This window comes from Clostridium ljungdahlii DSM 13528, assembly GCF_000143685.1.
Taxonomy (GTDB): domain Bacteria; phylum Bacillota; class Clostridia; order Clostridiales; family Clostridiaceae; genus Clostridium_B; species Clostridium_B ljungdahlii.
Map to the genome: position 1 here is coordinate 779,441 of NC_014328.1, position 26,920 is coordinate 806,360.

General features: G+C 31.5%; 26 protein-coding genes and 1 other annotated feature. All 26 genes read left to right on the forward strand.

Annotation, left to right across the window (positions count from 1 at the left end):
* Positions 1-29: 29 nt before the first annotated feature.
* The 26 genes from CLJU_RS03445 to CLJU_RS03570 all read left to right on the forward strand — a co-directional run bounded on the left by CLJU_RS03445 (position 30) and on the right by CLJU_RS03570 (position 26,688).
* Positions 30-1,229 (forward strand): molybdopterin molybdotransferase MoeA, encoded by a 1,200-nt coding sequence (locus tag CLJU_RS03445; RefSeq protein WP_013237370.1) that lies wholly within the window; start codon positions 30-32, stop codon positions 1,227-1,229.
* Positions 1,207-1,776, forward strand: coding sequence for a molybdopterin-guanine dinucleotide biosynthesis protein B (gene mobB / locus CLJU_RS03450; protein ID WP_013237371.1), 570 nt, complete (start codon positions 1,207-1,209; stop codon positions 1,774-1,776). The genes CLJU_RS03445 and mobB overlap by 23 nt, the downstream gene beginning before the upstream one ends.
* Entirely contained in the window at positions 1,739-2,527 is a 789-nt protein-coding gene (gene fdhD / locus CLJU_RS03455; RefSeq protein ID WP_041705033.1) for a formate dehydrogenase accessory sulfurtransferase FdhD, read from the forward strand. The genes mobB and fdhD overlap by 38 nt, the downstream gene beginning before the upstream one ends.
* Positions 2,528-2,822: 295 nt before the next feature.
* On the forward strand, positions 2,823-3,308 hold the full coding sequence (gene nuoE, locus CLJU_RS03460) for an NADH-quinone oxidoreductase subunit NuoE (RefSeq protein WP_013237373.1): 486 nt from the start codon (positions 2,823-2,825) through the stop codon (positions 3,306-3,308).
* Entirely contained in the window at positions 3,301-5,100 is a 1,800-nt protein-coding gene (locus CLJU_RS03465; protein WP_013237374.1) for an NADH-ubiquinone oxidoreductase-F iron-sulfur binding region domain-containing protein, read from the forward strand. Before nuoE ends, CLJU_RS03465 begins: the two co-directional genes overlap by 8 nt.
* Before the next feature lie 16 nt (positions 5,101-5,116).
* Positions 5,117-5,872, forward strand: a complete 756-nt coding sequence (locus CLJU_RS03470; protein WP_013237375.1) for a 2Fe-2S iron-sulfur cluster-binding protein — start codon at positions 5,117-5,119, stop codon at positions 5,870-5,872.
* Between the two features lie 26 nt (positions 5,873-5,898).
* A complete protein-coding gene (locus CLJU_RS03475; RefSeq protein WP_013237376.1) occupies positions 5,899-6,453 on the forward strand; it encodes a 4Fe-4S dicluster domain-containing protein in 555 nt (184 codons plus the stop codon).
* A gap of 42 nt (positions 6,454-6,495) precedes the next feature.
* Positions 6,496-7,884 (forward strand): [FeFe] hydrogenase, group A, encoded by a 1,389-nt coding sequence (locus CLJU_RS03480; protein WP_013237377.1) that lies wholly within the window; start codon positions 6,496-6,498, stop codon positions 7,882-7,884.
* Between the two features lie 4 nt (positions 7,885-7,888).
* Positions 7,889-8,455 (forward strand): 4Fe-4S dicluster domain-containing protein, encoded by a 567-nt coding sequence (locus CLJU_RS03485; protein ID WP_013237378.1) that lies wholly within the window; start codon positions 7,889-7,891, stop codon positions 8,453-8,455.
* 682 nt (positions 8,456-9,137) lie between these two features.
* Positions 9,138-10,517 carry a sigma-54 interaction domain-containing protein gene (locus CLJU_RS03490; RefSeq protein ID WP_242825709.1) on the forward strand — a complete coding sequence of 460 codons (1,380 nt, stop codon included), beginning with the start codon at positions 9,138-9,140 and terminating at the stop codon, positions 10,515-10,517.
* Positions 10,518-10,661: 144 nt separating this feature from the next.
* Entirely contained in the window at positions 10,662-10,937 is a 276-nt protein-coding gene (locus CLJU_RS03495; protein ID WP_013237380.1) for a EutN/CcmL family microcompartment protein, read from the forward strand.
* A gap of 335 nt (positions 10,938-11,272) precedes the next feature.
* Positions 11,273-12,313, forward strand: coding sequence for a PocR ligand-binding domain-containing protein (locus CLJU_RS03500; RefSeq protein ID WP_013237381.1), 1,041 nt, complete (start codon positions 11,273-11,275; stop codon positions 12,311-12,313).
* A gap of 376 nt (positions 12,314-12,689) precedes the next feature.
* Positions 12,690-14,531: an APC family permease gene (locus tag CLJU_RS03505; protein ID WP_013237382.1), complete on the forward strand. Its 1,842-nt coding sequence runs from the start codon at positions 12,690-12,692 to the stop codon at positions 14,529-14,531.
* A gap of 339 nt (positions 14,532-14,870) precedes the next feature.
* Positions 14,871-15,068: a hypothetical protein gene (locus CLJU_RS03510; RefSeq protein WP_013237383.1), complete on the forward strand. Its 198-nt coding sequence runs from the start codon at positions 14,871-14,873 to the stop codon at positions 15,066-15,068.
* 267 nt (positions 15,069-15,335) lie between these two features.
* Positions 15,336-15,773 carry an ACT domain-containing protein gene (locus tag CLJU_RS03515; RefSeq protein ID WP_013237384.1) on the forward strand — a complete coding sequence of 146 codons (438 nt, stop codon included), beginning with the start codon at positions 15,336-15,338 and terminating at the stop codon, positions 15,771-15,773.
* Between the two features lie 25 nt (positions 15,774-15,798).
* Positions 15,799-16,085: a binding site (T-box leader), on the forward strand.
* Positions 16,086-16,186: 101 nt separating this feature from the next.
* Positions 16,187-17,431 (forward strand): homoserine dehydrogenase, encoded by a 1,245-nt coding sequence (locus tag CLJU_RS03520; protein ID WP_013237385.1) that lies wholly within the window; start codon positions 16,187-16,189, stop codon positions 17,429-17,431.
* A gap of 51 nt (positions 17,432-17,482) precedes the next feature.
* Positions 17,483-18,382, forward strand: a complete 900-nt coding sequence (thrB, locus tag CLJU_RS03525) for a homoserine kinase (RefSeq protein WP_013237386.1) — start codon at positions 17,483-17,485, stop codon at positions 18,380-18,382.
* A 168-nt stretch (positions 18,383-18,550) separates the two neighbouring features.
* Complete coding sequence (locus tag CLJU_RS03530; RefSeq protein ID WP_013237387.1) at positions 18,551-19,048, forward strand: GNAT family N-acetyltransferase; 498 nt, start codon at positions 18,551-18,553, stop codon at positions 19,046-19,048.
* A 72-nt stretch (positions 19,049-19,120) separates the two neighbouring features.
* Positions 19,121-19,843, forward strand: coding sequence for a hypothetical protein (locus CLJU_RS03535; protein WP_013237388.1), 723 nt, complete (start codon positions 19,121-19,123; stop codon positions 19,841-19,843).
* Positions 19,844-20,022: 179 nt separating this feature from the next.
* Entirely contained in the window at positions 20,023-20,283 is a 261-nt protein-coding gene (locus tag CLJU_RS03540; protein ID WP_013237389.1) for a DUF4321 domain-containing protein, read from the forward strand.
* 11 nt (positions 20,284-20,294) lie between these two features.
* Positions 20,295-20,873 carry a Maf-like protein gene (locus CLJU_RS03545; RefSeq protein ID WP_013237390.1) on the forward strand — a complete coding sequence of 193 codons (579 nt, stop codon included), beginning with the start codon at positions 20,295-20,297 and terminating at the stop codon, positions 20,871-20,873.
* Between the two features lie 14 nt (positions 20,874-20,887).
* Positions 20,888-21,580 carry a RadC family protein gene (gene radC / locus CLJU_RS03550; protein ID WP_013237391.1) on the forward strand — a complete coding sequence of 231 codons (693 nt, stop codon included), beginning with the start codon at positions 20,888-20,890 and terminating at the stop codon, positions 21,578-21,580.
* A 14-nt stretch (positions 21,581-21,594) separates the two neighbouring features.
* On the forward strand, positions 21,595-22,605 hold the full coding sequence (locus tag CLJU_RS03555) for a rod shape-determining protein (protein ID WP_013237392.1): 1,011 nt from the start codon (positions 21,595-21,597) through the stop codon (positions 22,603-22,605).
* A 9-nt stretch (positions 22,606-22,614) separates the two neighbouring features.
* The gene (gene mreC / locus CLJU_RS03560) at positions 22,615-23,478 is read left to right on the forward strand and encodes a rod shape-determining protein MreC (RefSeq protein WP_013237393.1); all 864 of its coding nucleotides are present in this window, start codon (positions 22,615-22,617) and stop codon (positions 23,476-23,478) included.
* Between the two features lie 12 nt (positions 23,479-23,490).
* Positions 23,491-23,982 carry a rod shape-determining protein MreD gene (gene mreD / locus CLJU_RS03565; protein WP_013237394.1) on the forward strand — a complete coding sequence of 164 codons (492 nt, stop codon included), beginning with the start codon at positions 23,491-23,493 and terminating at the stop codon, positions 23,980-23,982.
* 18 nt (positions 23,983-24,000) lie between these two features.
* The gene (locus tag CLJU_RS03570; protein ID WP_013237395.1) at positions 24,001-26,688 is read left to right on the forward strand and encodes a penicillin-binding transpeptidase domain-containing protein; all 2,688 of its coding nucleotides are present in this window, start codon (positions 24,001-24,003) and stop codon (positions 26,686-26,688) included.
* Positions 26,689-26,920 lie beyond the last annotated feature (232 nt).

The following is a 26,920-nucleotide window of genomic DNA, read 5'->3' on the forward strand; positions in this document are numbered from 1 at the left end:
AGCTTTAAATCAATAGGAGTTGATAGACTGTGATAGACGTACATGAAGCATTCAATATAGTAATGAATAACACAAAACTGCTTAAAGGTGAAGATATATCGTTGATAAATTCTCTTAACAGGGTATTGGCAGAGGATATAAGCTCAAAAGATAATCTTCCCCCATTTGACAAATCCTGTATGGATGGGTATGCTTTAAAAAGTGAAGATACTAAGGAAAAAATGTCAAAATTTCGAATTAAGGGAAGCATAAAGGCGGGAGATTTTTCTGATATAGTATTGAAAAATGGTGAAGCCATAAAAATAATGACAGGAGCTCCAGTACCAAAAGGTGCAGATGCAGTTATTCAAATAGAAAAAGTAAAAGTAGAAGGAAAAGAACTTCATGTATTAGAAAATGTATCTCCTGGAACCAACATATTTAAAACTGGTGAGGAGATAAAAATTGGTGATGTTGCTTTAAGAAAAGGAAAGATTTTGAGACCTGCAGAAATAGGGTTATTGGCATCACTAGGTTATACTAAAATAAAATGTTATAAAGCCCCTAAAATTATAATAATAAATACTGGGGATGAACTTATAAATATAGATCAAAACTTAATGCAAGGTAAAATAAGGAATTGTAATGAATATACATTAATTGCCCTTATTAAAAATTTAAATGCAGAAGTTAAATCATATGGGATAATAAGAGATGATAAGGATAAGATTTTTAATGCTATAAAAACTGCATTTGAAGAGGGAGATATAATCATAACTACTGGAGGAGCATCTGTAGGTGATTACGATTTTATAGAAGATGTTCTTCAGAAAATAGGAACAGATATAAAGTTTACTTCGGTAGCTATTAAACCAGGAAAACCAGTTGTTTTTGCAACTTTTAAAGATAAATTGTTCTTTGGACTTCCAGGAAATCCGCTTTCGGTAATAAATTCATTTGAAAGTTTTGTAGCACCATCTATTAAAAAAATGATTGGAAGAGATGATGCGTTTCCTGAAGAATTTCCTGTAACTTTAAAAGATGATTTTAAATCAGGAAAAGAAAGAGACTGCTATATGTATGTAAACATAAAAAAGGAAGATAACCGTTATTATGCCTATGATGTAGGAAGACAAGATTCCAATGGGCTTTTTACGCTTACTAAGTCAAATGGAGTCGTCATCATGGAAAAGGGAACTAGTATAGCAAAAGCTGGAGATATTTTAAATGGAAAATTTATATTCAAATAAGAGGTCAGTAATTTCTATTATTTCATCTAGTTCAAATTCGGGTAAGACTACCTTGATAGAAGGAATAATAAGAATTCTAAAAAGCAGAGGATATAAGGTTGGTGCAATAAAGAATGATGCTCATAAGTTACAGATAGATTACCCAGGAAAAGACAGCTTTAGATTTACAGAGGCAGGTGCGGACAATGTTGTTATTGCATCGGATAATACAGTGGCTATGATAAAAAAAGTAAGTGGACCCAAAAGTATAGAAGAACTACTGTTGCTTTTTCAAGATGTAGATATTGTAATAGTGGAAGGCTTCAAGGGTAACGAATTTCCTAAAATAGAAGTATACAGGAAAAATACAAGCAAATGTTTACTTTACAAAAATTCTAAATATAATTTTCAAAATTTTGTAGCTATTGTAACCAATGAAAACTTAATAACTGATATTCCTGTATTTGATATAAATGATACAAAAAAAATAGCTGATTTTATTGAGAACGACTTTATAGGAGGTAACAAAAATGGAGAAAACCATGGAACTTCATGTAGTCAAATATGACAAAGAATGTAAAAAGACAGTAGAGGAATCAACTATTTGTGAATATCCTTTAAATGTATTTGTAAATGGTGAACATTTGACAGTACTCTTATGTACGCCTGAAAAGCTTAAGGAATTAACAATAGGTTTCTTGACCTTTAGAGGTGTTATAAAATCTCTAGATGAAATAAAATCTCTAGAGATAGATGAAAAAAGTGGAGCGTCCAGGGTAACTTTGAAAAATAGCCAATTTAATAAAGAGTTGTATTCAAAGCAAGTGCTTCCTATAACATTTAATGAAAATGAGAAAAGTAAGTTCTTTTCGTATATTATTGATTCCATGGAAATTAGTATAATCAACAATGATAATGTTTACATTCATGTCGATAAAATCTATGATCTAATGATGGACAATCTTGGATATTCCAAGACGTTTAAACTCACTGGAGGAACACATTGTGCAGCTCTTTGTGATGAAGATAAAGTAATATCTATTTGTGAGGATGTGGCTAGACACAATGCTGTAGACAAGCTTATAGGTGAGGCATTTATAAAAAATATTTATTTAAAGGATAAAATAATATTTGTGAGCAGCAGAGTATCTTTTGAAATGGTATATAAAATTGCTAGGCTAGGGGTACCTATAATAATATCTAAATCTGCACCTACAAGTCTTTCTATAGAATTTGCAAAAGCTTTAAATGTTACATTAATTGGATTTGTAAGGGGAGAAAGAATGAATGTATATACAAATCCACAGAGAATAATATAGTAATTTCTGTTAACATATTTTTGAATATAATCTTAAAAAATTAATCATATAGTTATATAAAAATAATATAATATTTAATGTTAATAATTAGTCCCTAATTAAATAGGACTAAGTTTATATTTTAATTTTTAAATAAGGTAATTAAAATAATTTTAAATTAAATGTGTTATATGTTTTAAAATTATTTCTTAAGTATAGAGGCTCAAATCTTTGGTTTAGAGCTAATATCTTATTCCTTCTAATATTTTAAGGGGGAAATCAATTATAATATTCAAATGGGAGGGTGAAGTATTTAATGTTAACTAAACAGCAAAATGAAGACCTGTCTGGACAAGATGTAATTGAAAAATATCCTAAAGAGCAGAGATTTACTCTTGCTATACTACAGGATATACAGAGAAAGTACAAATATATACCAAGAGAAGCACTGGAGAATTTAGCTAAGTATTTGGACACGCCTGTAAGTAGACTGTATGGTATGGCTACTTTTTATAAGGCATTGAGCCTTACTCCAAAAGGGGAAAACATAATAACTGTATGTGATGGAACCGCTTGCCATGTTGCTGGTTCTATGGTTGTAATGGATGAACTTGAAAAGGCAATAGGAATTAAACCAGGTGAAACTACAGAGGATCTCAAATTTTCAATAAATACAGTTAACTGTATAGGATGCTGTGCAATAGCTCCTGTCATGATGATAAATGACAAATATTATGGAAATTTAACACCTAAACTGGTTGAAGAAATTCTTAGTGAGTATAGGAGTGAGAGTGATGAGTGATAAAAAAACTGTCAATATATGTTGTGGGACAGGTTGTTTAGCTAAAGGCAGTATGGAAGTATATGAAGAAATGAAGGCACAAATAGCTAAATTAGGGGCAAATGCAGAAGTAAATGTTAAATTAAAAGCAACAGGTTGCGATGGATTGTGTGAGAAAGGTCCTGTACTGAAAATATATCCAGATGACATTGCATATTTTAAAGTTAAAGTAGAAGATGTAGAAGACGTAGTAAAAAAGACATTGATGAATGGGGAAATAATTGAAAAATTATTATATTTTGAGACTGCTACAAAACAGAGATTAAGAAATCATAAAGAAAGTGAATTTTGTAAAAGACAATACAAAATTGCTCTCAGAAATGTTGGTGAAATAGATCCAATAAGTTTGGAAGATTATGTTGAAAGAGGCGGATACAAAGCTCTTAAAAAAGCAATAAGCAGCATGAAACCTGAAGATGTGCTTGAAGAAATAACAAAATCAGGTCTTAGAGGAAGAGGTGGAGCAGGATTCCCAACAGGACGTAAATGGAAAACTGCTGCAGATATTGATACATCACCTATATATGTAGTATGTAATGGTGATGAAGGAGATCCTGGAGCATTTATGGATAGAAGTATAATGGAGGGAGATCCTAACAGTGTTATAGAAGGTATGACATTATGTGCTTATGCAGTAGGAGGTACAAATGGATTTGCTTATATAAGAGATGAATATGGACTTGCTGTAGAAAATATGCAGAAAGCTATTAATAAAGCAAAAGATGAAAATTTATTAGGTAATAATATATTAGGAACTGATTTTTCCTTCGATATACAGATAGTAAGAGGTGGAGGAGCTTTTGTATGTGGTGAATCTACTGCACTTATGTCGTCTATAGAAGGTATGGTAGGTGAACCTAGAGCTAAATATATACACACTACAGAAAAAGGATTGTGGGGACAACCTACAGTTTTAAATAATGTAGAAACTTGGGCCAATGTACCTATAATAATTGAAAAAGGCGGAGATTGGTATCATGCTATAGGAACTATGGAGAAGAGTAAGGGAACAAAGGTATTCTCATTAGTTGGAAAAGTTAAGAATACTGGACTTGTAGAAGTACCTATGGGAACTACTCTTAGAGAAATAATATATGATATTGGCGGTGGAGTATTAAATGATAGAAAGTTTAAGGCAGTTCAAATAGGTGGACCTTCAGGTGGATGTTTACCAGCTGAATATTTAGATTTGCCAGTAGATTATGATACTTTGGTTAAAGCAGATTCCATGATGGGTTCAGGCGGAATGATCGTAATGGATGATAGAACCTGTATGGTAGATGTAACTAGATATTACTTGAGCTTCTTGGCTGAAGAATCTTGTGGAAAGTGTGTACCTTGTAGAGAAGGCGTAAAGAGGATGCTTGAAATACTCACTGACATATGCAATGGTGATGGAAAAGAAGGAGACATAGAAGAGCTTCTTGAAATATGTTCCATGACAAGCAAGGCATCTCTGTGCAGTCTTGGTAAGAGTGCTCCAAATCCAGTAATTGCTTCTATAAGATATTTTAGAGATGAGTTTGAAGAGCATATAAAGAATAAGAGATGTAGAGCAGGAGTTTGTAAGAAACTTACTACATTTGGTATAGACGAGGATAAATGTAAGGGATGCGATATGTGTAAAAAGAATTGTCCAGCTGATTGTATAACAGGGGAAATTAAGAAACCACATACAATAGATGCTGATAAGTGCTTGAGATGCGGTAACTGCATGAACATCTGTAAGTTTGATGCTGTTAAGGTTCTATAGGGAGGTGAATGTAGATATGAAAATTACAATAGATGGAAAAGCTTGTGAAGCTGAAAAAGGAGAATTCATATTACAAATAGCAAGAAGAAATAACATATATATACCTACATTATGTCACAGCGATGCATTGCCTGGGCTTGCTAGCTGTAGACTATGTATAGTTAAAGTAGTAGATAGGGGACGTGCAAAGATAGTAACTTCCTGTATATTCCCTGTAAGTAAGGAAGTAGAAGTTATAACTAATGACGATGAAATAAAGAGAATGAGAAAAAACATAGTTATGCTTTTAAAAGTAAGATGCCCTGAAAATAAAGAGGTAAATGAATTAGCTAAAGCCTTTGGAGTAGAGGAAAAGAGAGTAAAGAGGTTCAAATTGGATCCAGAACAAAATTGTGTTTTGTGCGGACTTTGTGCAAAAGCTTGCAAGGAATTAGGTACTGGAGCAATTTCAACAGTTAATAGGGGTATGTATAAAGAAGTAGCAACTCCATATCACGAATCTTCACCGGAATGTATAGGATGTGCTTCCTGTGCAAATGTTTGTCCAACTAATGCAATAAAAGTTGTGGATAAAGATGGAGAAAGAGAAATATGGGGCAAAAAATTCAAGATGGTTAAGTGTGATTTGTGCGGAGAATATTTTGCTACAGAAGAACATGTAAAATATGCTTACAATAGGCTTGGAAAAGAGCAGCCAGAAAAACTTATGTGCAGCAGCTGCAAGAAGAAAATTACAGCCAAAGATGTCAAAAATATTTTTGAGAACGTGTGAAAATTAAAAGAGGGGTGGTAATTTAAATGAAACCAGAGTTTAATTCTTTTGTAATAGCCGATCCTGACAAGTGCATAGGCTGTAGATCTTGTGAGATTGCCTGTGCTGCAAAACATAGAGAAGATACTCAAGGAAAAACCATTGGAACTATGAATAATAAAGTTACTCCAAGGTTATTCTTTGTTAAAAATAAAGGAAATGTAATGCCAGTACAATGCAGACATTGTGAGGATGCACCATGTCTAAATGCCTGCCCAGTTAATGCTATAGTTGAAAAAGATGGAAGTATCATTATAAATGAAAGTGCATGTATAGGATGCCAGACCTGTACAATAGTATGTCCGGTAGGTGCTGTAAGTTTACTGCCTAGAACTCAAGGTAAAGTAGTTACAGGAGGAATTCAGGTTAAAGTAAGAGCAGCAGCTTATAAATGTGATTTATGTAAGGAAGAGGGAGGAGAACCTGCTTGCGTCAAAGAATGTCCAAAAGAGGCCTTGAGGTTAGTAGATCCTAGAGAAGATAAAAAAGATCGTAGTGTGAAAGCTGCTATGGAACTGTTAAATATAAACGCAAATCTCTAATTTATAAGTTATAAAAATCCGGAAAAGAAAGGAATGTTAAATATGCCAACTAGTACTTCTATGATAAATATAGATGAAGAATTATGTACAGGCTGCAGACGATGTGCGGATGTCTGCCCTGTAGATGCTATAGAAGGTGAACAGGGTAAACCTCAGAAGATAAATACTGAAAAGTGTGTTATGTGCGGACAATGCATTCAAGTTTGTAAAGGCTATCAATCTGTATACGACGATGTTCCTACTCCAGTTAGCAAAAGGTTATTTGATAGAGGATTGTTAAAGGAAGTAGATGAACCATTATTTGCAGCATATAATAAAGGTCAGGCAAAGAGTGTTAAAGAAATTTTACAAAACAAAGATGTATTTAAAATTGTGCAATGTGCACCTGCTGTAAGAGTTGCTATAGGAGAGGATTTTGGAATGCCTCTTGGAACTTTAAGTGAAGGAAAAATGGCAGCTGCACTCAGAAAATTAGGATTTGACAAAGTATATGATACAAACTTTGGTGCAGATCTTACTATAATGGAAGAAGGTAGTGAGTTACTAAAAAGAGTAGCTGAAGGCGGAGTTTTGCCAATGTTTACTTCTTGTTGTCCAGCATGGGTAAAATATGCAGAACAAACATATCCAGAACTTTTACCTCATCTTTCAAGTTGTAAGTCTCCAAATCAGATGGCTGGAGCTATATTTAAAACTTATGGAGCAGAGATAAATAAGGTTAATCCGGCTAAAATTTATAATGTATCTGTTATGCCATGTACATGCAAGGAATTTGAAAGTGAAAGAGAAGAAATGCATGACAGTGGACACAGGGATGTAGATGCAGTTATAACTACAAGGGAATTAGCACAACTGTTCAAAGATGCTGATATAGATTTTAATACTATTGAAGAAGAACAGTTTGATACTCCTCTTGGTATGTATACCGGTGCAGGAACTATATTTGGTGCTACAGGTGGAGTTATGGAAGCAGCACTTAGAACTGGATATGAACTTTATACTAAAAAAACTATTCCAAGTATAGATCTTACTATGGTAAGAGGTGGAGAAGGTTTTAGAACTGCTGAAGTAGATTTAGGGGATATTAGACTAAAAGTAGGAGTAGTTTCCGGCTTAAAAAATGTAAAAGACGTTATGGAATCAGTAAAGGCAGGCAAATGTGATTTGCACTTTATAGAGGTTATGACCTGTCCTCAAGGATGTATAAGTGGTGGAGGACAACCTAAAGTTATACTTGATTCAGATAAAGAGGAAGCTTATAATAATAGGAAAAAGGGACTATATAATCATGACGCTAATCTTACTTATAGAAAATCACATGAAAATCCAGAAATAAAGAAAATATATGATGAGTTCTTAGACAAACCATTAGGAGCTAAGTCTCATGAATTATTGCACACTAAATATATCTCAAGAAAAAAGGAGAGTTAATAAAATGAAGAATTGCCTCGTAGTAGCAGATCCTAATAAATGCATAGGATGTAGGACTTGTGAAGCAGCTTGTGGTATTGCACATTCAGGAGGGGACTTTTTTAACACAAATGTATCCAAGATTAATTTTAATCCTCGCTTAAATGTGATAAAAACTGCTAAAGTAAGTGCTCCTGTTCAATGCAGACAATGCGAAGATGCACCTTGTGGTAAAGCTTGTCCAGTTAACGCTATTTCAAATGAAAATGGTTATGTTAGTGTAAATAAAGATGTATGTGTTGGATGTAAAATCTGCATGTTAGCTTGTCCTTTTGGAGCTATTGAATTAGCTTCTCAATATAGGGATGGAGAAGTTGTAGACCAAAAGGGACTTAAGATGAGTGAGGAAGGTAATCCTACTGTGAATGGAAAAGGAAGAGTGGTAGCAAATAAGTGTGATCTCTGCCAGGATAGGGATGGAGGGCCTGCTTGTATAGAAGTTTGTCCTACAAAATCTCTCAAACTAGTTACTTATGATGACAATAATAATATAGTTGAAAAAAAAGATGACGACGAACGTGAAGTAAGCTAAAAAGTATATCAAGTGATTCTTAGGTTCAGGTGGAGATTGCTTATAAGGAATACCTTTTCTCCATCTGAACCTTATTAACAGTATTCTTAGTGCCTTTAGCACTTAGAATACGTTATCCTTTAGGGGAAGAACTTATCCAGGTGCGTAGCAGTGATTATCCCCTGCTTTGAAGAAGATGAGGGGTTAGCAATGGTAGCAATCGGATAAAACTATAGATAATATTTAGGAGCTTTCATCATAGCCATATGGTGAAAGCTCTTAGTTTTTTGTTGTATATAACTTAACTCAATTTTTTAAATACCAAAGTACAAAGATTAAAGAAGAAATTTGGATAAGTAAAAAATACTCCAGCATAGGGGTCTAACTATGCTGGAGTATTTTTACTTAGATTTTAGGTTTAGGGCTATTAAAATGTTTTTTCAAACATATATTCACATTTATATTTAAGCAACTCTTGTGCCAATTGTTGTCCTGTTGAAACAAGACACTTTATATTTATATAATATCATAATGACACAAAAAGTCAATATCATTATGATATTATATAAATATTTATCATAATGATACAATGATTTTTCATGATTGTTCTCAAAATGTGATATACTAAAACTAAATAGAAGATTTACATATAGAAGGAGGTTAAAGAATGGAAGATATGAGTTTCCTAGATGATGTAGGTAGTATGTGCAGGATTGATATGGACAGTATATTGGAATATGATATATCATCTTTTATACTTAAAGCTATTTTTGATTGCTGTTACGATGGTCTCATAATTACAGACGAAAACCTTTTAATAAAAAAAGTTAATATAACAACTGTTAAAATACTGGGAGTGAAAGAAGAAACTTTATATTTAACTTATTTAAATGAAATATTAAAGGATGAAATATTAAAAACTGTGGTACTTACTGGAGAAAACAAATGGTCGCAAGATTGTAGTTTTTATATAGATGGAAAAAGGATAAGATGTGTTGTAAATTTGGTGCCTGTAAAATTAAGAGGACGAATAATAGGATTAGTACTAGCTATTAGAGATACTAAAAACCTACATAAGATGGTAAATAATTTAGTGGGTTATAAGGCTTCATTTACTTTTGATGATGTCATTACAAAAAACGAAAGGGAGAAAACTGTCATAAAGTTAGCTAAAAGAGCAGCTAAAACAAATTGTAATATACTCATAGAAGGTGAAAGCGGCACAGGAAAAGAAGTATTTGCCCAATCTATTCATAATTACAGCAGTAGAAGTAAGGGGCCTTTTGTAGCTGTAAACTGTGCTGCAATACCTAGAGAATTAGTAGAAAGTGAACTTTTTGGATACGAAAAAGGTGCCTTTACTGGTGCATCAAAAGGAGGAAATCCAGGAAAATTTGAATTAGCAGATGGAGGTACAATATTTTTAGATGAAATAGGAGAACTCCCACTTGATATTCAGTCAAAACTTTTAAGGGTATTAGATAACCTTAAAATAGTTAGGGTTGGAGGAAATTATGAAAAATCTATTGACGTAAGAGTAATTGCGGCAACCAATAGGGTACTTAAAGATGAGGTTGAAAACAAAAATTTTAGAGGAGATCTTTATTATAGACTTAATGTCATGAATATTCATCTTATTCCTCTAAGAGACAGAAAGGAAGATATAGAACTTTTAGCCCAGTATTTTGTGAGTCAGCTTAATATTAAGAATCCATGTGATCCCAAGTATATAGACCCTTCCTACATAGAAAAGTTGAAGAAGTATAATTTTGAAGGAAATACAAGAGAACTTAGAAATGTAGTGGAAAGATCTTATTATCTTTGCGAGGATACCATGATAACCTCAAAGTACTTGATTGGTAGGAGTGGAAAAGCTGAAATACAAATAAGTAATGATTTATCAAAAGAAATTTTACCTTTAGAAGTAGTAGAAGAACGATGTATACGAAATGCACTTGAATATTGTAAAGGAAATGCCATGAAGGCGTCTGAATTACTACGAATAGGCAAGGCAACTATATACAGAAAGATAACTAAGTATGACATAGATTTGAATTTATATAATGATAAATCTGAAAATTGATTTAAGTCTAAAATTGCAATATAGTTGTGATACTAATAAAAAACGAAAAATAACATGTAAATAATTAAAAGTAGAAAAATATTGCCAAATATTTTAATTGTATAATACTAGTGATTAGAAAAACTTAAATAAAGGAGGGTATGTATGTTTTTAGGCAAAGTTGTTGGAAAGGTTGTTTCTACCCAAAAAAGTGAAAAGCTTATAGGAAACAAACTATTAATAGTAAAAAAAATAGATGAAAAAGAAAATTTAATAGGTGATCATTTTGTTGCTGTAGATACTGTAGGTGCAGGTGCTAATGACACTGTAATTGTGGTTACAGGAAGTGGATCAAGAAATTCTAGTGATTCTCAAAATGATATACCAATAGATGCTTCTATCGTAGGTATTGTAGATTCTATTGAATGGGATGAACGTTAATTGATAAATATAATTAAAAATTAAGAGTTAAAAATTAATAGTTAATGTGGATTTTTTTCCGTTACACTACAAAAAATCTTTGATTAAATTTTTGATAGCTCGTTTCGCTAAAGCGAAACATGGCTGGTTCATATAAATTTAAAGATTTTTTGCGAGAGCTAAAAATCATCCTTGACTATTAATTTTTCATTATTAATTCTTAACTTGCGAAGCTTTGCTTCGCAAAGTTTTATATGTGCGAAAGTTGAGTTATATTGTATAAAGTAAATGGATTATAATTACGATAAATATATAATAAGTTATTATTGCATTAATTAGGGGGGATATATGTCGATATGGATAATAAAACTCAAAAAAAAGATTTTAATGAAATAAAAATGGAAGATATAATTGACTTGAAGTTTTTACAAGAACTTCAAGATAATTTTTCTAAAGGTACTGGAACAGCAAGTGTTTCTATAGATGATACAGGTTCACCTGTAACTGAAGGAAGTTGTTTTACCGATTTCTGCATGAAGCTTACAAGAGGATGTAAAATTGGCAATGAAAGGTGCCAGGAATGTGATAAAAAAGGTGGAGAAGAATCTTATAGAACAGGTAAACCTGCTGTTTATACTTGTCATGCTGGACTTACAGATTATGCAGCTCCAATAGTATTACAAGGTAAGATTATTGGCAGCGTTATTGGAGGACAAGTTTTGACGGCACCACCTGATGAAGATAAATTTAGAAAAAAAGCCCTAGAAATAGGAGTAGATCCAAATGAATACATAGAGGCACTTAAAAAAGTAAAAGTTGTAGAAAAAGATAGAGTAGAAGCTATAGCAAAGGTATTATATATGATGGCAAATACTTTATCTAAACTTGGGTATAATCAATACAAGTTAGAACATATGGGTAAAAACATAAACGAAAGTTTACAGCAAATATCTCAAGCTATGGAAGGACTAGCATCTTCTGCTGTTACGGTTTCAGAAAATCAACAATCTTTAAATAAAGAAATTCAAAGTATAAAGGAGCTGTCGTCTAAAATATATGAAATTATAGGTTCTATAAAAAGTATTGCAGATCAGACAAAAATGCTTGGATTAAATGCGGCTATTGAAGCTGCTAGGGCGGGAGAATTTGGAAAAGGATTCGGTGTAGTATCAGACGAAATAAGAAAACTTTCGGATAGTTCAAAGGAAACTGCTGCTAAAGTTATAGAACTTACTTCAAATATTCAGACTTCTGTTTCAAAAACCTTGGAAACTTCTGATTATACATCAAAAACTACTGAAAATGAAGCAGCATCTATCCAGCAAATTAATTCTGGGTTACAGGAAGTATTATCTATGACTACTGAGATGAAAGAACTGGCACATGATTTAAAATAAGTACATATTAGAAATTTGATATATTGGTCTTAAAGGGCAATAATATTGTTCAATTATAGGATACTTATAAAAACTATATTTATATAACACATATAAATATAGTTTTTACTTGCTTAATTAGAATTATAAATACATTATATGTGAAAAATAATCAATAGTTTTAATAGTCAATAATTAGTAGTATGCTAAAATCGTATTAAATTGAAGAATTAATGAATAATATAGATAAATAACCTACTTTTAAGCTTTAGATTGACTAATTTAATTTAAAATAAGCTTTAAATATTCAAAAGAAGGTTATGATAAAAGTTAATTATAATATATAATCATTCCATACTAAACTTAAAAGAAAATTTACTTTTAGAGGAGCAAAAAAATGGGATCTAAATTAGAAAAACTTTTAATAGGAAAAAGTTTAAAAACTGAAGAATTAAAAAGTGAAAAATTAAATGTATTTTGGGGACTACCTATATTATCTAGTGATGCTATTTCTTCAGTGGCTTATGCAGGAGAGGAAATACTTTGGGTATTAATACCTGTAATTGGAATAATGTCATATAAATATATGTTTTATGCTACATTGTGTATTGTACTTTTAATGTTTTTAGTTACTATGTCTTATAGACAAACTATAGATGCTTATCCAGGCGGTGGTGGATCATACATTGTAGCCAAAGATAACCTAGGTACAACACCAGGACTTGTAGCAGGCGCATCACTTACTATAGGATATATACTTACCGTTGCAGTCAGTGCTTGTGCAGGAACAGCAGCAGTAACATCTGCAATTCCATCACTTTTTCCATATAAAGTTCAAATAACTTTATTGCTAATACTATTTATGACTATAGGAAATCTTAGAGGACTTAGAGAATCTTCTAAAATGTTTGGTGTACCTACATATTTGTTTATTATATCTATACTAGTTATGATTGCATGGGGAATATGTAAGGTTAAAATTTTTGGATATACTCCAGTAGCTGCTTATAAAGTACCTCAGGTTACAGGAGATATAACTCTCTTTTTATTTTTAAGGGCTTTTTCTTCAGGATGTACAGCCTTAACGGGTATTGAAGCAGTAAGTAATGGAATACCTAACTTCAAAGAGCCGTGTCAAAAAAATGCTAAGAAAGTATTAGGACTTCTTTCTTTTACTGTATTTATAGTATTTTTAGGTTTATCTTACCTGGCAACATTATATCATTCAGTTCCTAATTCTAATGTAACCGTAGTAGCTCAGATAGCAGCTCAGGTATTTGGGAACAATGTTATGTTTTATATAATTCAGGCAACTACTGCAATTATACTTATTATGGCAAGTAATACAGCCTTCGCAGGACTTCCAATGCTTTTAGCATATATAGCTAAGGATGGTTTTGCACCAAGACAGTTTGCCAAAAGGGGAAAAAGACTTGGATATTCTAATGGAATTATAACTTTAGGAATTATATCTTGTTTATTAGTTGTATTATTTAATGGCGAAACTCACTATTTAATGCCTCTTTATGCTGTGGGAGTTTTTATATCTTTTACATTATCACAGTTTGGGATGCTTGTAAGATGGGTTAAAATAAGGAAACAAGGGTGGGTTCACAGAGCTTTTATAAATGGTGTAGGTGCTTCTGTAACTTTATTTACAGCTGTTTTACTTGGAATAACAAAATTTACAAGTGGAGCTTGGATAGTTTTTATACTTATACCAACTATAGTATATTTCATGGCGATTATAAAAAAACATTATACTAAAGTAGCAGAACAGTTAAGACTATCTATTGATGAAAAACCTAAAGAAATAAATTTTGCAGAACAAAAGAGATACGTAATAGTTCCTATTGACACTTTGAATAAATCTTTTTTGAAAGCTTTAAATTATGCAAGAACAATTTCTAAAAATATAATAGTTTTTCATGTTTCTGTAGATGATGAGGCTACAAATAAGCTTTTGAAAAAATGGCACGAATATGATGTGGACATACCAATAATAGTAAAAAAATCACCTTACAGAAGTATTGTGGGTCCTCTTGTTAAATTTATAGAATCCGAAGAGTACTCAGCAGGATCTAAGGATACAGTTACTGTAGTTCTTCCCCAATTTGTAGTTACAAAATGGTGGGGAAATATACTTCATAATCAAACGGCTTTATTTATTAAAACCATGCTTTTGAGAAGAAGAAATATAGCTATAGTTACAGTACCATATATAATATTTGAAGATTAAAGAAAATATATAGAGTTTCTAAACGAAAAATAAACTTGTGTTCCGAATATTTTTACAACCACAAGTACGTTAAATATTTTGATAAGTCTAAGCAGAAAATTTACAAAAAGCTAAGACTTATATGCAAAATATTTAAATGTACTTGCTTATTGTAAAATATTTCTACGCACAAGTTTATTTTTTAGTTAAAACTTTATATTTGATTTTGTGATGTTTGCGTGTAAATGATTACTTATATTTAATAAAAAAGTTTTTAAGTGTGATTTCTATTTTGTTAGTATATTTTATGTATAAGTTAAAATTTCAATTAGAATCACTCATATAAATATGGATAGACCAATGTTACAGGTTAATACATTACATGGGTATAAGTTAGAAGATTTAATTGAACTACAAAATAAAACTAAGTCATCATATACAAAAATAGCACTTCAAGCTATTAGAGGATTCTCCAATGATGAAATAATTAAATCTCCTGCTTTAAGTAAGGTTTCAATAGTGTCACATGTTAAAAGGTGGAACATACTTGGATTTTAGGCCTTCTTTGATAATTTAGCCATTAGTAATGTTTTGCTTTAGGAAAACGAGTATTCAAAAATTTAATTAAAGATTTTTTGTAGTGTAACGAAAAAAATCCGCATTAGCTATTAACTAAAAAATATAATTTACGTGTAAAGGATTACTTGCATTTTGAGATAAAAATTTTCATAAAAACTGTTGAATATTTATTTTTATTATGATATTATAATTCATATACTTCAACAACATACATGTGTGTTTGAATGACGGACAAGGCGGGGTTTTATGAATAATAGATTTCTTATAATTGATACTAAAATACTTCCTGATGTGTTTGACAAAGTTGTAAAGGTAAAAGAACTTTTGAGAACTGGTTGTGTAAAAGACATATCAGAAGGTGTAAAGAAAGTAGGCATAAGTAGAAGCAGTTATTATAAGTACAAAGATTCAGTGTTTACATTATCTGAAGGTATAACAAGTCACAAGGTAACTATTGGACTTATATTAGCTCATAAGACTGGGTCACTATCAAATATACTTGATAAAATAGCGCAAAGAAGGGGCAACATATTGACTTTAAATCAGGATATACCCATAAATAATGCGGCTGCTGTATCTATAACTTTTGATGCTTCTAAATTGGAAGTAGAAATTAATGAACTTGTTGAAGAGATAGGTAAGTTAGACAGCGTTATAAGTGTAAGTTTGGTAGCAGTGGAATAGATGATGAAGTTTGTTTTAATTATGTGCAAAAACAATGAAAAGGAAAAGTAAATAATGTATTGCTTTTAGAGAGGGGGATTCATAGGCTGTAATATTCCCTAAGTTAATATTTATTGAAAACCACCTTTGAGTTGTATACTGAAATTTAATAGTAGGTATTTCCGCAGATCTGCGTTATGGATATTGAGAGACAGTAATGGCTTTTAAGTAATGGATGAATATCCTAGGCTGTAATGGGGCTTAGTTATTTTAGTGATAACTAAAAATTGACACTGTTAATTGGGTGGAAACGCGATAAAACTCGTCCCAGTAGGGAAGGGTTTTTTTAACATTAGAATGTAACTTAATACTTAAATAAATTTATCTGAGTTTTAGAATTACTTGATAAGATTAAATAATTAGGGGGAAGTAAAATGGCAAATATAGCAATGCTTGGATATGGAGTAGTAGGAAGTGGAGTAGCTGAACTTATATCTAGAAATAGATATAAATTTAAAGATGAACTAGATGAGGAATTGGTAATATCAAAAATTTTGGTTAGAAATGTAGATAAACACTTAAACAATAAAAATAGGGGGCTTTTAACAGAAAATATAGAGGATATATTCAATGAAAAGGTGGACATCATAGTGGAAGCTATGGGGGGGCTAAATCCATCTTATGAATATATAAAAAGAGCTTTAAATATGAAAAAACATGTAGTTACAGCTAACAAGGATTTGATGGCAGAAAGAGGATATGAGCTTTTGCAGTTAGCTAAAAAAAATGGAGTTACCATTCATTTTGAGGCAAGTGTTGGAGGGGGAATACCTATATTGAAATCAATGAATGAATGTCTTGTGGGAAATGAAATAAAGAGTATCAAATCTATATTAAATGGTACTACAAATTTTATATTGTCAAAAATGAGTCATAATGGTATGAGTTATGAAGAAGCTTTAAAACTTGCTCAGGAAATGGGTTTTGCAGAAGCAAATCCAGAATCAGATGTTAAAGGATATGATGCAGCTAGAAAGCTTTCAATTTTATCTACTATTGCATATAACAGAAGAGTGGATTGGAAGAATATAAATATAGAAGGAATTACACAAATTGATAGCGATGATTTCAGATATGCCAAAATGCAAAAGTGCAGTATAAAACTTCTTGGAATCAGTAAGGTATCTGAAGATGATATATATGCAACTGTTATGCCAGTTATGGTAAAACAAGATTCTATGCTCGGGAAAATTGAGAATGAATACAATGCTATTTTAGTAGAAGGAGATGCAGTAGGAGACGTGATGTTTTCAGGAAAAGGAGCAGGTATGTTTCCTACAGCTAGTGCAGTTTTTGCAGATATAGCAGATATAGTTGAAAATAAAAGAGAAAAAACTATTACTTTTAGTAGTGAAAAGGCTAGTATAAATAAGAGCTGGAATTTAAAAAGTAAATGGCTTTTAAGAATTAAAACACAAAATAGAGTAGAAATTATAGAAAGTATATCTTCAAGTTTTAAAAGCTGTTATATTTTGTCTAATAGTGTTTCTGGAAATAAGGAAGAAGTTGTAGCTTTTGTAAATGCAGATAACGAAGATTTAATAGATGAATATATTGAAAAAGTAAAAAGTGAAAAAAATGTGCAGTCTGTGAAGAAGTTATTGGTTTTAGACAAATAATGAGAATAGAATTTTAGCAAAGGTTTTTACAAAATTGGAGGGATATTAGATATGACTAAAGTCAAAGTTAGGGTGCCGGCGACTACAGCAAATATGGGACCGGGATTTGATACTTTAGGTATGGCACTCAAATTATACAATGAAATTGAAGTTGAAGAAATAACTGGAAAAACTGAAATATATAATGGTGGATTAAAGTTAGAAGAGGATTTTAGGGAAAATCTTATATACCAAAGCATAGTGAGTGCTATGAATGAACAAGGATATTCTTATAATGGATTTAAAATAAATGTGCTTAAATGTGATATACCTATGTCAAGAGGGCTTGGAAGTAGTTCTGCATGTATAGTAGGTGGTATAACAGCTGCAAATGCAATTATGGAAAATAAAATGGATATGGAAGATGTAATTGATTTGGCTACGAAAATAGAGGGACATCCTGATAATGTTGTACCTGCAGCACTTGGAGGAATGGTAATATCTATAAAAGTGGGCGAGGATATAAAACATTCAAAGGTAAATGTACCAGATAAGTTAAAATTTGTTGCTATGATACCATCTTTTAAGGTTAACACAGCTCTTTCTAGGGAAGTTCTACCTAAATCTTATTTAAAAGAGGACTGTATATTTAACACTTCTAGGTCTGCTATGCTTATAAGTGCTCTTTATAACAATGAATTTGACAAACTTAGAATATGTTTTGAAGATAAAATCCATCAACCTTATAGAAAAAGTTTAATAAGAAATTTTGATGATGTTTTTAAAAAATCCAAAGACTTAGGATCTATAGGAGAATTTATAAGTGGTTCAGGATCTACACTTATGGCAGTAGTGGATAAAAATGCAGAGAAATTTGTAAGTTCCATGAAAAATTTCTTAAGTGAACTAGAAGATACTTGGAAGGTTATTTTACTTGATCCAGATTTACAGGGAGCTAGAGTTTTAAATTAGTCTACTAATGGTAATGTAGTTAATTGGAATTAGTGATTTAAGAATTCAGTGTTGTTTTTATGTCAATTGATTTAATAAATAAAGGAATTTTTAAATTTGTGTAGAATTTTAAAAGTATAATCCTTTAATAGAGTTAAATCAAATTAAATGTACAAAAGAGGTGAAGCAATGCTGGATGTTAAAATAGAATATAAAGATATAAAAATCTCTAATGTGCAAGAAAAAGATTTAGTGTCCATACAAAAATTGATGAATAGGAAGGATTTCCTAGAGGGAGAAACAAATTTAGAAGATCTAAGAGAGAGATTTTTGGAGAGCTATATAAGTCAGTGTGAGTTCTTTTTAAAAATAGAAAAGGGCAGTATTTTAATAGGAATATTAAAGGGGAGAATTGAGTTTAAAAATGAAAATGAACTTTGGATATGGTATTTTTATCTATCTGAAGTATATAAAAATACAAGTTTAGGGGGCATTTTAATAAAAGAAATAATAGAGTATTTTTCTAGAGAATATGATGTGACTGAATTTTTTGCTAGAACAATTAAAAATGAAATTGAAAACATGAATATCTGGAAAAGTGCTGGGTATAAAGCTATTAGAATAGTAAAGAATTTCTATGACATAGATGGAAAGCACATGGACATGATAATTATGAAAAAAATTTAATAATTATCAGTAATAATTTTTTTATCCCATAATATTAATATATAAAAATAGTATAAAATTAGGGGTGAAAAAATGAAGTACACACGATATGATTTAAAAAGAGAGAAAAGTACTAAGTCTTTTGTGTTTTTTACGTGTATAATACTTGCAGCTGCATTTATACTAGGAACTTTTATATTTAAAGTGGTATTTAGAACATCAGGAAATTTAAATGACAATACGGCCAGTACTGTATCTCAAAATAAGGTTCAAAATACTTCTGATAAGAGTAGTTCAGCTGTAGATGGTAAATCTACTGAATTTATAGCTGTACAAGGTGGAGTTTATAAAGATAAAAATAACGCAGCAGAGGAAAAGAGTTTGTTAGCTAAATATGGATTTCCATTTTGTATACAGGATTCAGATAAGACAAGGGTATTTTTAGGTGTGTTTCAAGAGGATGTTGGAGAAAAAATGATGAAATCTCTTACAGACCAAAAAATAGACAATTCAAAAATGGCATTTACAATAAAGAGGGATGATCTGTGTAATGTTGAAATAGCAGAAATAATAAATGCAAATCTAGAGATACTAAATAAGCTTTCAGAACAAGATGTAAAATCTATACAAACAGATGAATTAAAAAAATGGTGTTCTTCTTTAAAAAGTGAAAAAACGGAAAATGGCAATAATAAATTAGTTTTAAAAGATTTAACAGAATATGTAAACAAGCTTCCTAAAGAAATAACGAAGGATAAAGCTGAAGAAAATTATATGTATATATTTAATATATTAAAAAAAGTAAAATCTAATTAATTTTATCTTGTTAAGATAATCGGTCATAATATAAGGGCAAGTACGGGGACATTTACACCAATACTTGTCATTTTTATGTTTAATTAAAAAATTTTTTTGAACAATAATATATCTACTTGTTTATGCTTTTATTAAATGATAAACTATATAAGATATAATGTTAAGGTAGGGGGATTTTTGTGAGAGGGGCTGAAAAAGGTAAGAGCTTTTTATGGTTTCTTATAATTTTAGGAGCTATATGTGGAAGTCTTATAGGAGATGCTATTGGAAATAATTTTAGTTTTCTAAACTTTTTTAAAAATTCTTATTCTGTAGGGATGACTGAACCAGTTATATTAAATCTTAAGGTTGTAGTATTGACTTTAGGAGCAAAGTTTAGTATAAACATTATGACTATAATTGGTATAATTGTGGCTATAATACTATATAGAAGATATTAGGAAGTGATGACATGGAGATTGTATTGGCTTCGGCTTCCAGTAGGCGAAAGGAACTTTTAAAGAGATTAACAGGAAATTTTGAAGTTATGGTAAGTGATTTTGATGAAAATTCTGTTGAATTTAATGGAAATTGTGGTTCTTATGTTATGGAGCTAGCTGAAGGTAAAGCTAAAAATGTGTGCTCAAAGTTGAAAGACAGTAGTTCTATAATAATAGGATGTGATACAATAGTATTTTTTAAAGAAAAGGTACTTGGAAAACCACGTAGTATAGAGGAAGGTTTTCATATGCTGAAATCCTTAAGCGGAAATGAGCATAAGGTATATTCAGGCATAGCAATTATAGATAAATCCTCAAATAAAATAATTAAGGACTTTGTGTGTACTCGTGTAATATTTTCTAAAATAGACGATAAACGCATAAGGGAGTATTTAAAAACAGGAGAATATAAGGATAAAGCAGGTGCCTATGGCATTCAAGGTCATGGAGGAGTTTTTGTAAGAGAAATCCATGGATGTTATTATAATGTAGTAGGATTACCTTTAAATAAGTTGTATAATATGTTAAGTGAGATGGGGTTAAATCTATAATAAGGAGTTTTTAAATGAATGAATTAGTAAAAATTATGGATTTACCACAAAATGAAAGACCTAGGGAGAGGTTATTCAGATATGGACCAGAAGTTCTTTCTAATTCAGAACTTTTGGCAATAATACTTGGTTCAGGTACAAAAAAAGAAAATATAATATCTTTAAGCAGCAGGATTATAAAAGACAATGGAGGACTAAATGGAATTTTTAATTCTAATTTAGAAGATCTTATGAATATTAGGGGCATTGGAAAGGCAAAATCTGCTAAAATATTTGCTGTGGTGGAATTGGCAAAGAGATTCAAATCCTATAGGGATGGTGATGATTATAAGATATGCAATCCAGGAGATGCAGCAATGCTTGTCATGGAAGAAATGAAGGGATTGAAGCAGGAATATTTTAAAGTTATTATGTTGAATACAAAAAATATAGTTATAGGCATTAGAGATGTATTTATAGGAAGTTTAAATTCTGCACTGGTACATCCAAGGGAAGTATTTTACTATGCTATAAAGAAAAATAGTGCATCTATAATTGTGTGCCATAACCATCCTTCGGGAGATCCATCACCTAGTAATGAGGATATAAATATAACACATAGATTAAAAGAATGCGGTGAACTTTTAGGCATACAGCTATTAGATCATCTTATAATAGGAAACGAAATATATGTTAGTTTAAAACAAAAAGGAATTTGTGGATATTGAAAGGAGTAATATAAATGGGATTTTTTGGAATGTCAAGAGATATGGGAATTGATTTAGGAACAGCTAATACACTCATATATGTTAAAGGAAAGGGAATAGTACTTAGAGAGCCTTCTGTAGTTGCTATAAATAATGATGTAAAGAAGGTAATGGCAATAGGTAATGAAGCAAAAGATATGATAGGAAGAACTCCTGGTAATATTGTGGCTATAAGACCGCTAAAAGATGGCGTTATTGCTGATTTTGATGTTACTCATACTATGCTTAGAAAATTTATAGAAAAAGTAAGTCCTAAGTCAGCATTTACTAGTCCTAGGATATTTGTATGCTTTCCATCTGGAGTTACTGAAGTTGAAAAAAGGGCAATAGAAGAGGCAACAAAGCATGCAGGAGCAAGGGACGTGCTTTTAATGGAGGAACCTATGGCAGCTGCTATTGGTGCAGGACTTCCAGTAAATGAACCAACAGGAAGTATGATTGTAGATATAGGTGGAGGTACTACAGAAGTAGCTATAATATCACTTGGAGGAATTGTTACAAGCAAATCTTTAAGAATTGCTGGTGATGAGTTGGATCAGGCTATAATAGGCTACATAAAGAAGGAATACAATTTAATGATAGGTGAAAGAACTGCGGAAAATGTAAAAATTGAATTAGGTTCAGCTTTTGATATAGGTGAAGAAAATTCCATGGAGATAAGAGGAAGAGACTTAATATCAGGGCTACCTAAGGTTATAAATATAACAGAAGGTGAAATAAGAGAAGCTCTTAAGGAACCTGTAGCAGCAATAATTGATGCTATAAAAACTACCCTTGAAAAGACACCACCAGAACTTGCATCAGATATAATGGACAAAGGAATTATGCTTGCAGGTGGTGGAGCTATGCTTAGAGGATTGGATCAGTTGATAAATCAAGAAACACATATGCCTGTTCATATAGCTGAAGCACCTCTTGATTGTGTTGCACTAGGTGCTGGAAAAGCTCTTGATACTATTGATAAAATAGTAGCTAGTAGAAAATAGTGATGTATTATGAGATTTTTGAGAAATAAACTTGTATTAGCTATAATAGTACTTTCGATTATTTTTTTAGCTTTGATCTCTTTTAGTATCAAGGGTAATAGCAACTCAATTGTAAGAAATGGCATAGGTGTTACTTTTAATTCTTTTCAAGGAGGATTATACAAGGTCAATAATAGTATAAAAAATTCTCTGAGTTTTATAATAAACTTTTCTAGGGTAAAAAGTGAAAATGAGGAATTGAAGAAGGAAAATAGTTCACTAAAAAATAAATTAGTAGAATATAATTCACTTAAAAATGATAATTCCCAGCTGAGAAAAGAACTGAATTTTAAAAGCCAAAAATCGGAATATGATAATATAGGCTGTGACGTAATAGGTAGAAGTAGTGATGGAATTTTAAATGAATTTGCAATAAATAGAGGCAGTAAGGACGGTATAAAAAAGCAGATGGTTGCGGTTACTGCTGATGGATTGGTAGGGCAGGTTGTCCATGTGGAAAACAATTGGTCCATAGTACAGTCTCTGGCTAATCAAAATTTAGCAGTAGGTGGGACTATTGAGGGTACTTCCACAGATACAAATGATGTGACAAATAGTGGTATGGTAAAAGGATACAGTGATAGTAATAATCAATTTTTAGCAAAATTATATTATCTTCCACAAGACTCTACTATAAAAAAAGGAGATGTTATCGTAACATCAGGGATTAATAATTCATATCCTAGAGGAATAAGAATTGGAACTGTAATAAGTGTAGAGGATGATAAGGGAAAAGTAATGAAAAATGCTTTGATAAAACCTTATGTGAATTTTGATAAGCTTCAGGAGCTACTTATTGTAGTGCCTCAAGACAAAACGGATATAAAATACTAGGGTGGATGTAAAATGAAAAAATTATTAGTATTAGTTCTATTATCAGTTCTGCTATTTATTTTGGATAATTCACTGATGCCTTTTTTTGCGGTGAAGAGTTTTTATCCAGGGTTACTTATAATATTTATAATTTGCTATTCCATTGTAAATGGAACGTGGGAAGGTATGTGGCTTGGAGTGTTTGCAGGATTACTACAGGATATATACTTTTCATATGGTTTTGGAATAAACTCGTTCACAAATATGATAGTATGTGTAATTGCAGGTATTATAGGAAATAGTATATTTAGAAAAAGAAGACTTATTCCTGTTATTTCTTGTTTTTTACTTGTTTTGTTTAAGGGTTTGTTAATAATGGGTATCCTATATTCATGTGGAGTGTATGTGAATGTAAAAAATGTATTTTTCACAGGAATTTACGATATGGTTTTGTGTATATTTATGTATAAACCAATATATAATCTTTGCAGTAAAGATTATATGGAAGCTAAATGGAAATTTTAAAGGTGGAGATGATATTTTTTGAAAGAGAAGAAGCATTCTAATATTACAAGATATACTGTACTATCAGTTATTATGGTAGCTATTTTTGCAACTATTGCAGGAAGACTTCTCTTTCTCCAAGTAGTAAAGGGGCAGGAATATAAAGAGCAGTCCAATAATAAATCTTTGACAGAAATACAAGAGCCAGCACCAAGAGGAAAAATTTTGGACAAGGATGGTAATATTTTAGCTACTAGTAACCAAAGTTATGTGCTCATATACAATCAAACGGATGAAAATGATAAGACTTTTTTTCCTACTATGAGTAAAGTATTTAAGATATTAGATGAAAGTGGGGAAAGTCAGAAGGATGACTTTGAACTTAAGATAAATCCTTATAGGTTTGAATTTAGAAGTGATGATGAAGAAACTAGAAAGAATCTTGAAATTAAGTTTAAAAGGGATAGAGGATTAAATGACGAAATAGAAAAGAAAATTAAAAGCAAAAATAAAAATATATCTGAAGATGATTTGAAGAGTTTAGTAAATAAAGAATTACTGAAAATAACTCCAGAGGATACTTTCAAAAAACTTATTGCCAAGTACAAAATAAGTAGTGCATATTCTTTGGAAGATCAGAGAAGATATATGATTATTAAGGATACTTTAAAAATGCAGAGTTATTCTGGGTATAAACCTGTAACAGTTGCAAGCAATATAAAGAAGGATACTGCCTTTAAATTTTTACAAATGTCAAATGAACTCTCGGGGATAGACGTGGATACCCAGCCTATAAGATATTATCCTAATAATGAACTAGGATCTAGTTTTATAGGATATATATCTAAAATATCTTCTGATTATGATAAATACAAGGAAAAAGGTTACGATGTAAGTAGTGATTATGTAGGTCAGGCAGGTATAGAAGGCGCACTTGAAGATAGATTGAAAGGATCAAAGGGAGGGAAAATAGTAAAACTAGATAAGAATGGCAAAATAGTTCAAGAATTAGGAACAAAAGACCCTTCCCCAGGTGAAACAGTTCAGCTCACAGTGGATTCCAAGGTTCAAAAAGCAGCAGAAGATTCACTGGATACTACTATGGCAAAACTCAGAGCTAATCCTTATGGGCAGAATAGATCTGACACTACCAATGCAACTAGAGGGGCAGCAGTAGCAATTGATGTGAATACGGGAGCAATAATTGCAATGGCAAGCAGGCCTGGATACGATCCAAATATGTTCGCACAACCTGGTATGATATCTCAAGATTTATATCAACAATATTTCAATCCAGATTTAGGAGCTTTTGGGAAGGAATATATAGAAAAGAGAAATATAACTTCAAACTTTCCAGGAGAGACAGAGGATCAGGTACTAAATACATTATTTCCACTTGATACAAGTATAAAAAATAATACTACTATAAGACAGGATGTTTATGACATATATCCAAAGCCGTTTTATAATTATGCTACTCAGTCTTTAATACCTCCGGGTTCTACATTCAAGCCAATGACTGCAGTTGCAGGCCTTGAAAGTGGAGCAATAAATCCAGGATTTTGTGTAGATGATGAAGGACAGTTTGATCAGGGTGGCAAGATTGTAAAGTTTATATTGGATGGTAGAAATGGAGTAGTGGATTTAGCTGCCGCCATACAGAAATCCAGTAACCCTTATTTTATGACTGTAGGTAAACTAATAAGACAGGCTTTAGGAGATGATGGATTAGCTAAGTATGCATGGAAGTTTGGACTTGGCGTTCCTGTAAATAGTGATGTAAAAGCATCAACTGGGATAGAGATTCCAGAAAAGTTTGGTCAGGTATACAATACAGTATCAAATAAAAATACCTATGCCAGTACTTATTTGTGGCAAACTATGGCTTATCTTAGAGATGGCCAGGATGATAAGGGACATAAGCTAGTTTCACTTAACCTATATGATAATAGCAGTGATTCAAGTAAGGTAAAGCAAATTAAAAATGATATCAAAACTTTGATAAAGAATTCTGTAAAAGATGGAAAGAGTGCTTTTGATAAAGCAAAATACAAAGAATTATTTTCTGAACTTGTAAAGGAAGATCCTAATAACAAGAAAGATATAAGTGATGAAAAGATGGATGATTTGATTGATGTCATATACAGTATAACTGTTTCAGATGCAAATGCTCAGTTAAAGGTACCGGCTAATATAGAAAATGCTGCTATAGGACAGGGACTTAACCAGTTTACTCCTGTTCAGATGGCAAATTATATTGCCACTCTTGTGAATGGAGGAACTAGATATAAAGTACATTTGGTAGATAAATATTTAAATTCTAACGGAGGAATTATTGAGCAGGTTAAACCGGAAGTCATACAGAAAACTGGAATTAGTCCTGAAACTATAGCTGCTATTAAAGCAGGAATGGGTGCAGTTAATGAGAAAGGTGGTACAGGGTCACAAGTATTTGGTGGATTTCCAATAAGTACAGGAGGAAAGACAGGTACTGCAAGTTTAGGAAATCAGGATCAAATAGGAAGAACCGACTACTCTGAATATGTTGCATTTGCGCCTCTTGATAAACCAGAAATAGCTGTATATGCAGTCATATTTGATGGTGGTCAGGGAGCAAGTGGTGCAGCTTATGTAGCAAGAGATATTCTTTCTGCATATTTTACTGAAACAGGCCGCATAACTACTAGTGCACCTACTAGTACATCTACTCAACAAAACAGTAATTAAAATAAAGGGGCTGTTGCACTAAGAATAAATACTACAATATACTGTGTTTATCATTAATATTTAGAACAATATATTGTATGTAAATTTCTTAATGTGACAGCTCTTTATATGATAATAATTTTAATTAGAATTTAGCTTAAATAAGAATTTCCAGAACAAATATTATATTAAAAAATAAAGTTAGAAATTAGGAAGGATTTATGTAAAGTGTGTTGAAATAGTATATGAGGTG

Bases quoted from the DNA above. Each gene is read 5' to 3' on its own strand.
- mobB (WP_013237371.1), top strand. From the start codon at position 1,207: ATGGAAAATTTATATTCAAATAAGAGGTCAGTAATTTCTATTATTTCA.
- thrB (WP_013237386.1), top strand. From the start codon at position 17,483: ATGACTAAAGTCAAAGTTAGGGTGCCGGCGACTACAGCAAATATGGGA.
- radC (WP_013237391.1), top strand. From the start codon at position 20,888: ATGAATGAATTAGTAAAAATTATGGATTTACCACAAAATGAAAGACCT.
- CLJU_RS03485 (WP_013237378.1), top strand. From the start codon at position 7,889: ATGAAGAATTGCCTCGTAGTAGCAGATCCTAATAAATGCATAGGATGT.
- CLJU_RS03530 (WP_013237387.1), top strand. From the start codon at position 18,551: ATGCTGGATGTTAAAATAGAATATAAAGATATAAAAATCTCTAATGTG.
- mreD (WP_013237394.1), top strand. From the start codon at position 23,491: ATGAAAAAATTATTAGTATTAGTTCTATTATCAGTTCTGCTATTTATT.
- mreC (WP_013237393.1), top strand. From the start codon at position 22,615: ATGAGATTTTTGAGAAATAAACTTGTATTAGCTATAATAGTACTTTCG.
- CLJU_RS03510 (WP_013237383.1), top strand. From the start codon at position 14,871: ATGTTACAGGTTAATACATTACATGGGTATAAGTTAGAAGATTTAATT.
- nuoE (WP_013237373.1), top strand. From the start codon at position 2,823: ATGTTAACTAAACAGCAAAATGAAGACCTGTCTGGACAAGATGTAATT.
- CLJU_RS03520 (WP_013237385.1), top strand. From the start codon at position 16,187: ATGGCAAATATAGCAATGCTTGGATATGGAGTAGTAGGAAGTGGAGTA.
- CLJU_RS03495 (WP_013237380.1), top strand. From the start codon at position 10,662: ATGTTTTTAGGCAAAGTTGTTGGAAAGGTTGTTTCTACCCAAAAAAGT.
- CLJU_RS03470 (WP_013237375.1), top strand. From the start codon at position 5,117: ATGAAAATTACAATAGATGGAAAAGCTTGTGAAGCTGAAAAAGGAGAA.
- CLJU_RS03515 (WP_013237384.1), top strand. From the start codon at position 15,336: ATGAATAATAGATTTCTTATAATTGATACTAAAATACTTCCTGATGTG.
- CLJU_RS03465 (WP_013237374.1), top strand. From the start codon at position 3,301: ATGAGTGATAAAAAAACTGTCAATATATGTTGTGGGACAGGTTGTTTA.
- CLJU_RS03500 (WP_013237381.1), top strand. From the start codon at position 11,273: ATGGATAATAAAACTCAAAAAAAAGATTTTAATGAAATAAAAATGGAA.
- CLJU_RS03480 (WP_013237377.1), top strand. From the start codon at position 6,496: ATGCCAACTAGTACTTCTATGATAAATATAGATGAAGAATTATGTACA.
- CLJU_RS03490 (WP_242825709.1), top strand. From the start codon at position 9,138: ATGTGCAGGATTGATATGGACAGTATATTGGAATATGATATATCATCT.
- fdhD (WP_041705033.1), top strand. From the start codon at position 1,739: ATGGAGAAAACCATGGAACTTCATGTAGTCAAATATGACAAAGAATGT.
- CLJU_RS03505 (WP_013237382.1), top strand. From the start codon at position 12,690: ATGGGATCTAAATTAGAAAAACTTTTAATAGGAAAAAGTTTAAAAACT.
- CLJU_RS03475 (WP_013237376.1), top strand. From the start codon at position 5,899: ATGAAACCAGAGTTTAATTCTTTTGTAATAGCCGATCCTGACAAGTGC.
- CLJU_RS03545 (WP_013237390.1), top strand. From the start codon at position 20,295: ATGGAGATTGTATTGGCTTCGGCTTCCAGTAGGCGAAAGGAACTTTTA.
- CLJU_RS03555 (WP_013237392.1), top strand. From the start codon at position 21,595: ATGGGATTTTTTGGAATGTCAAGAGATATGGGAATTGATTTAGGAACA.
- CLJU_RS03535 (WP_013237388.1), top strand. From the start codon at position 19,121: ATGAAGTACACACGATATGATTTAAAAAGAGAGAAAAGTACTAAGTCT.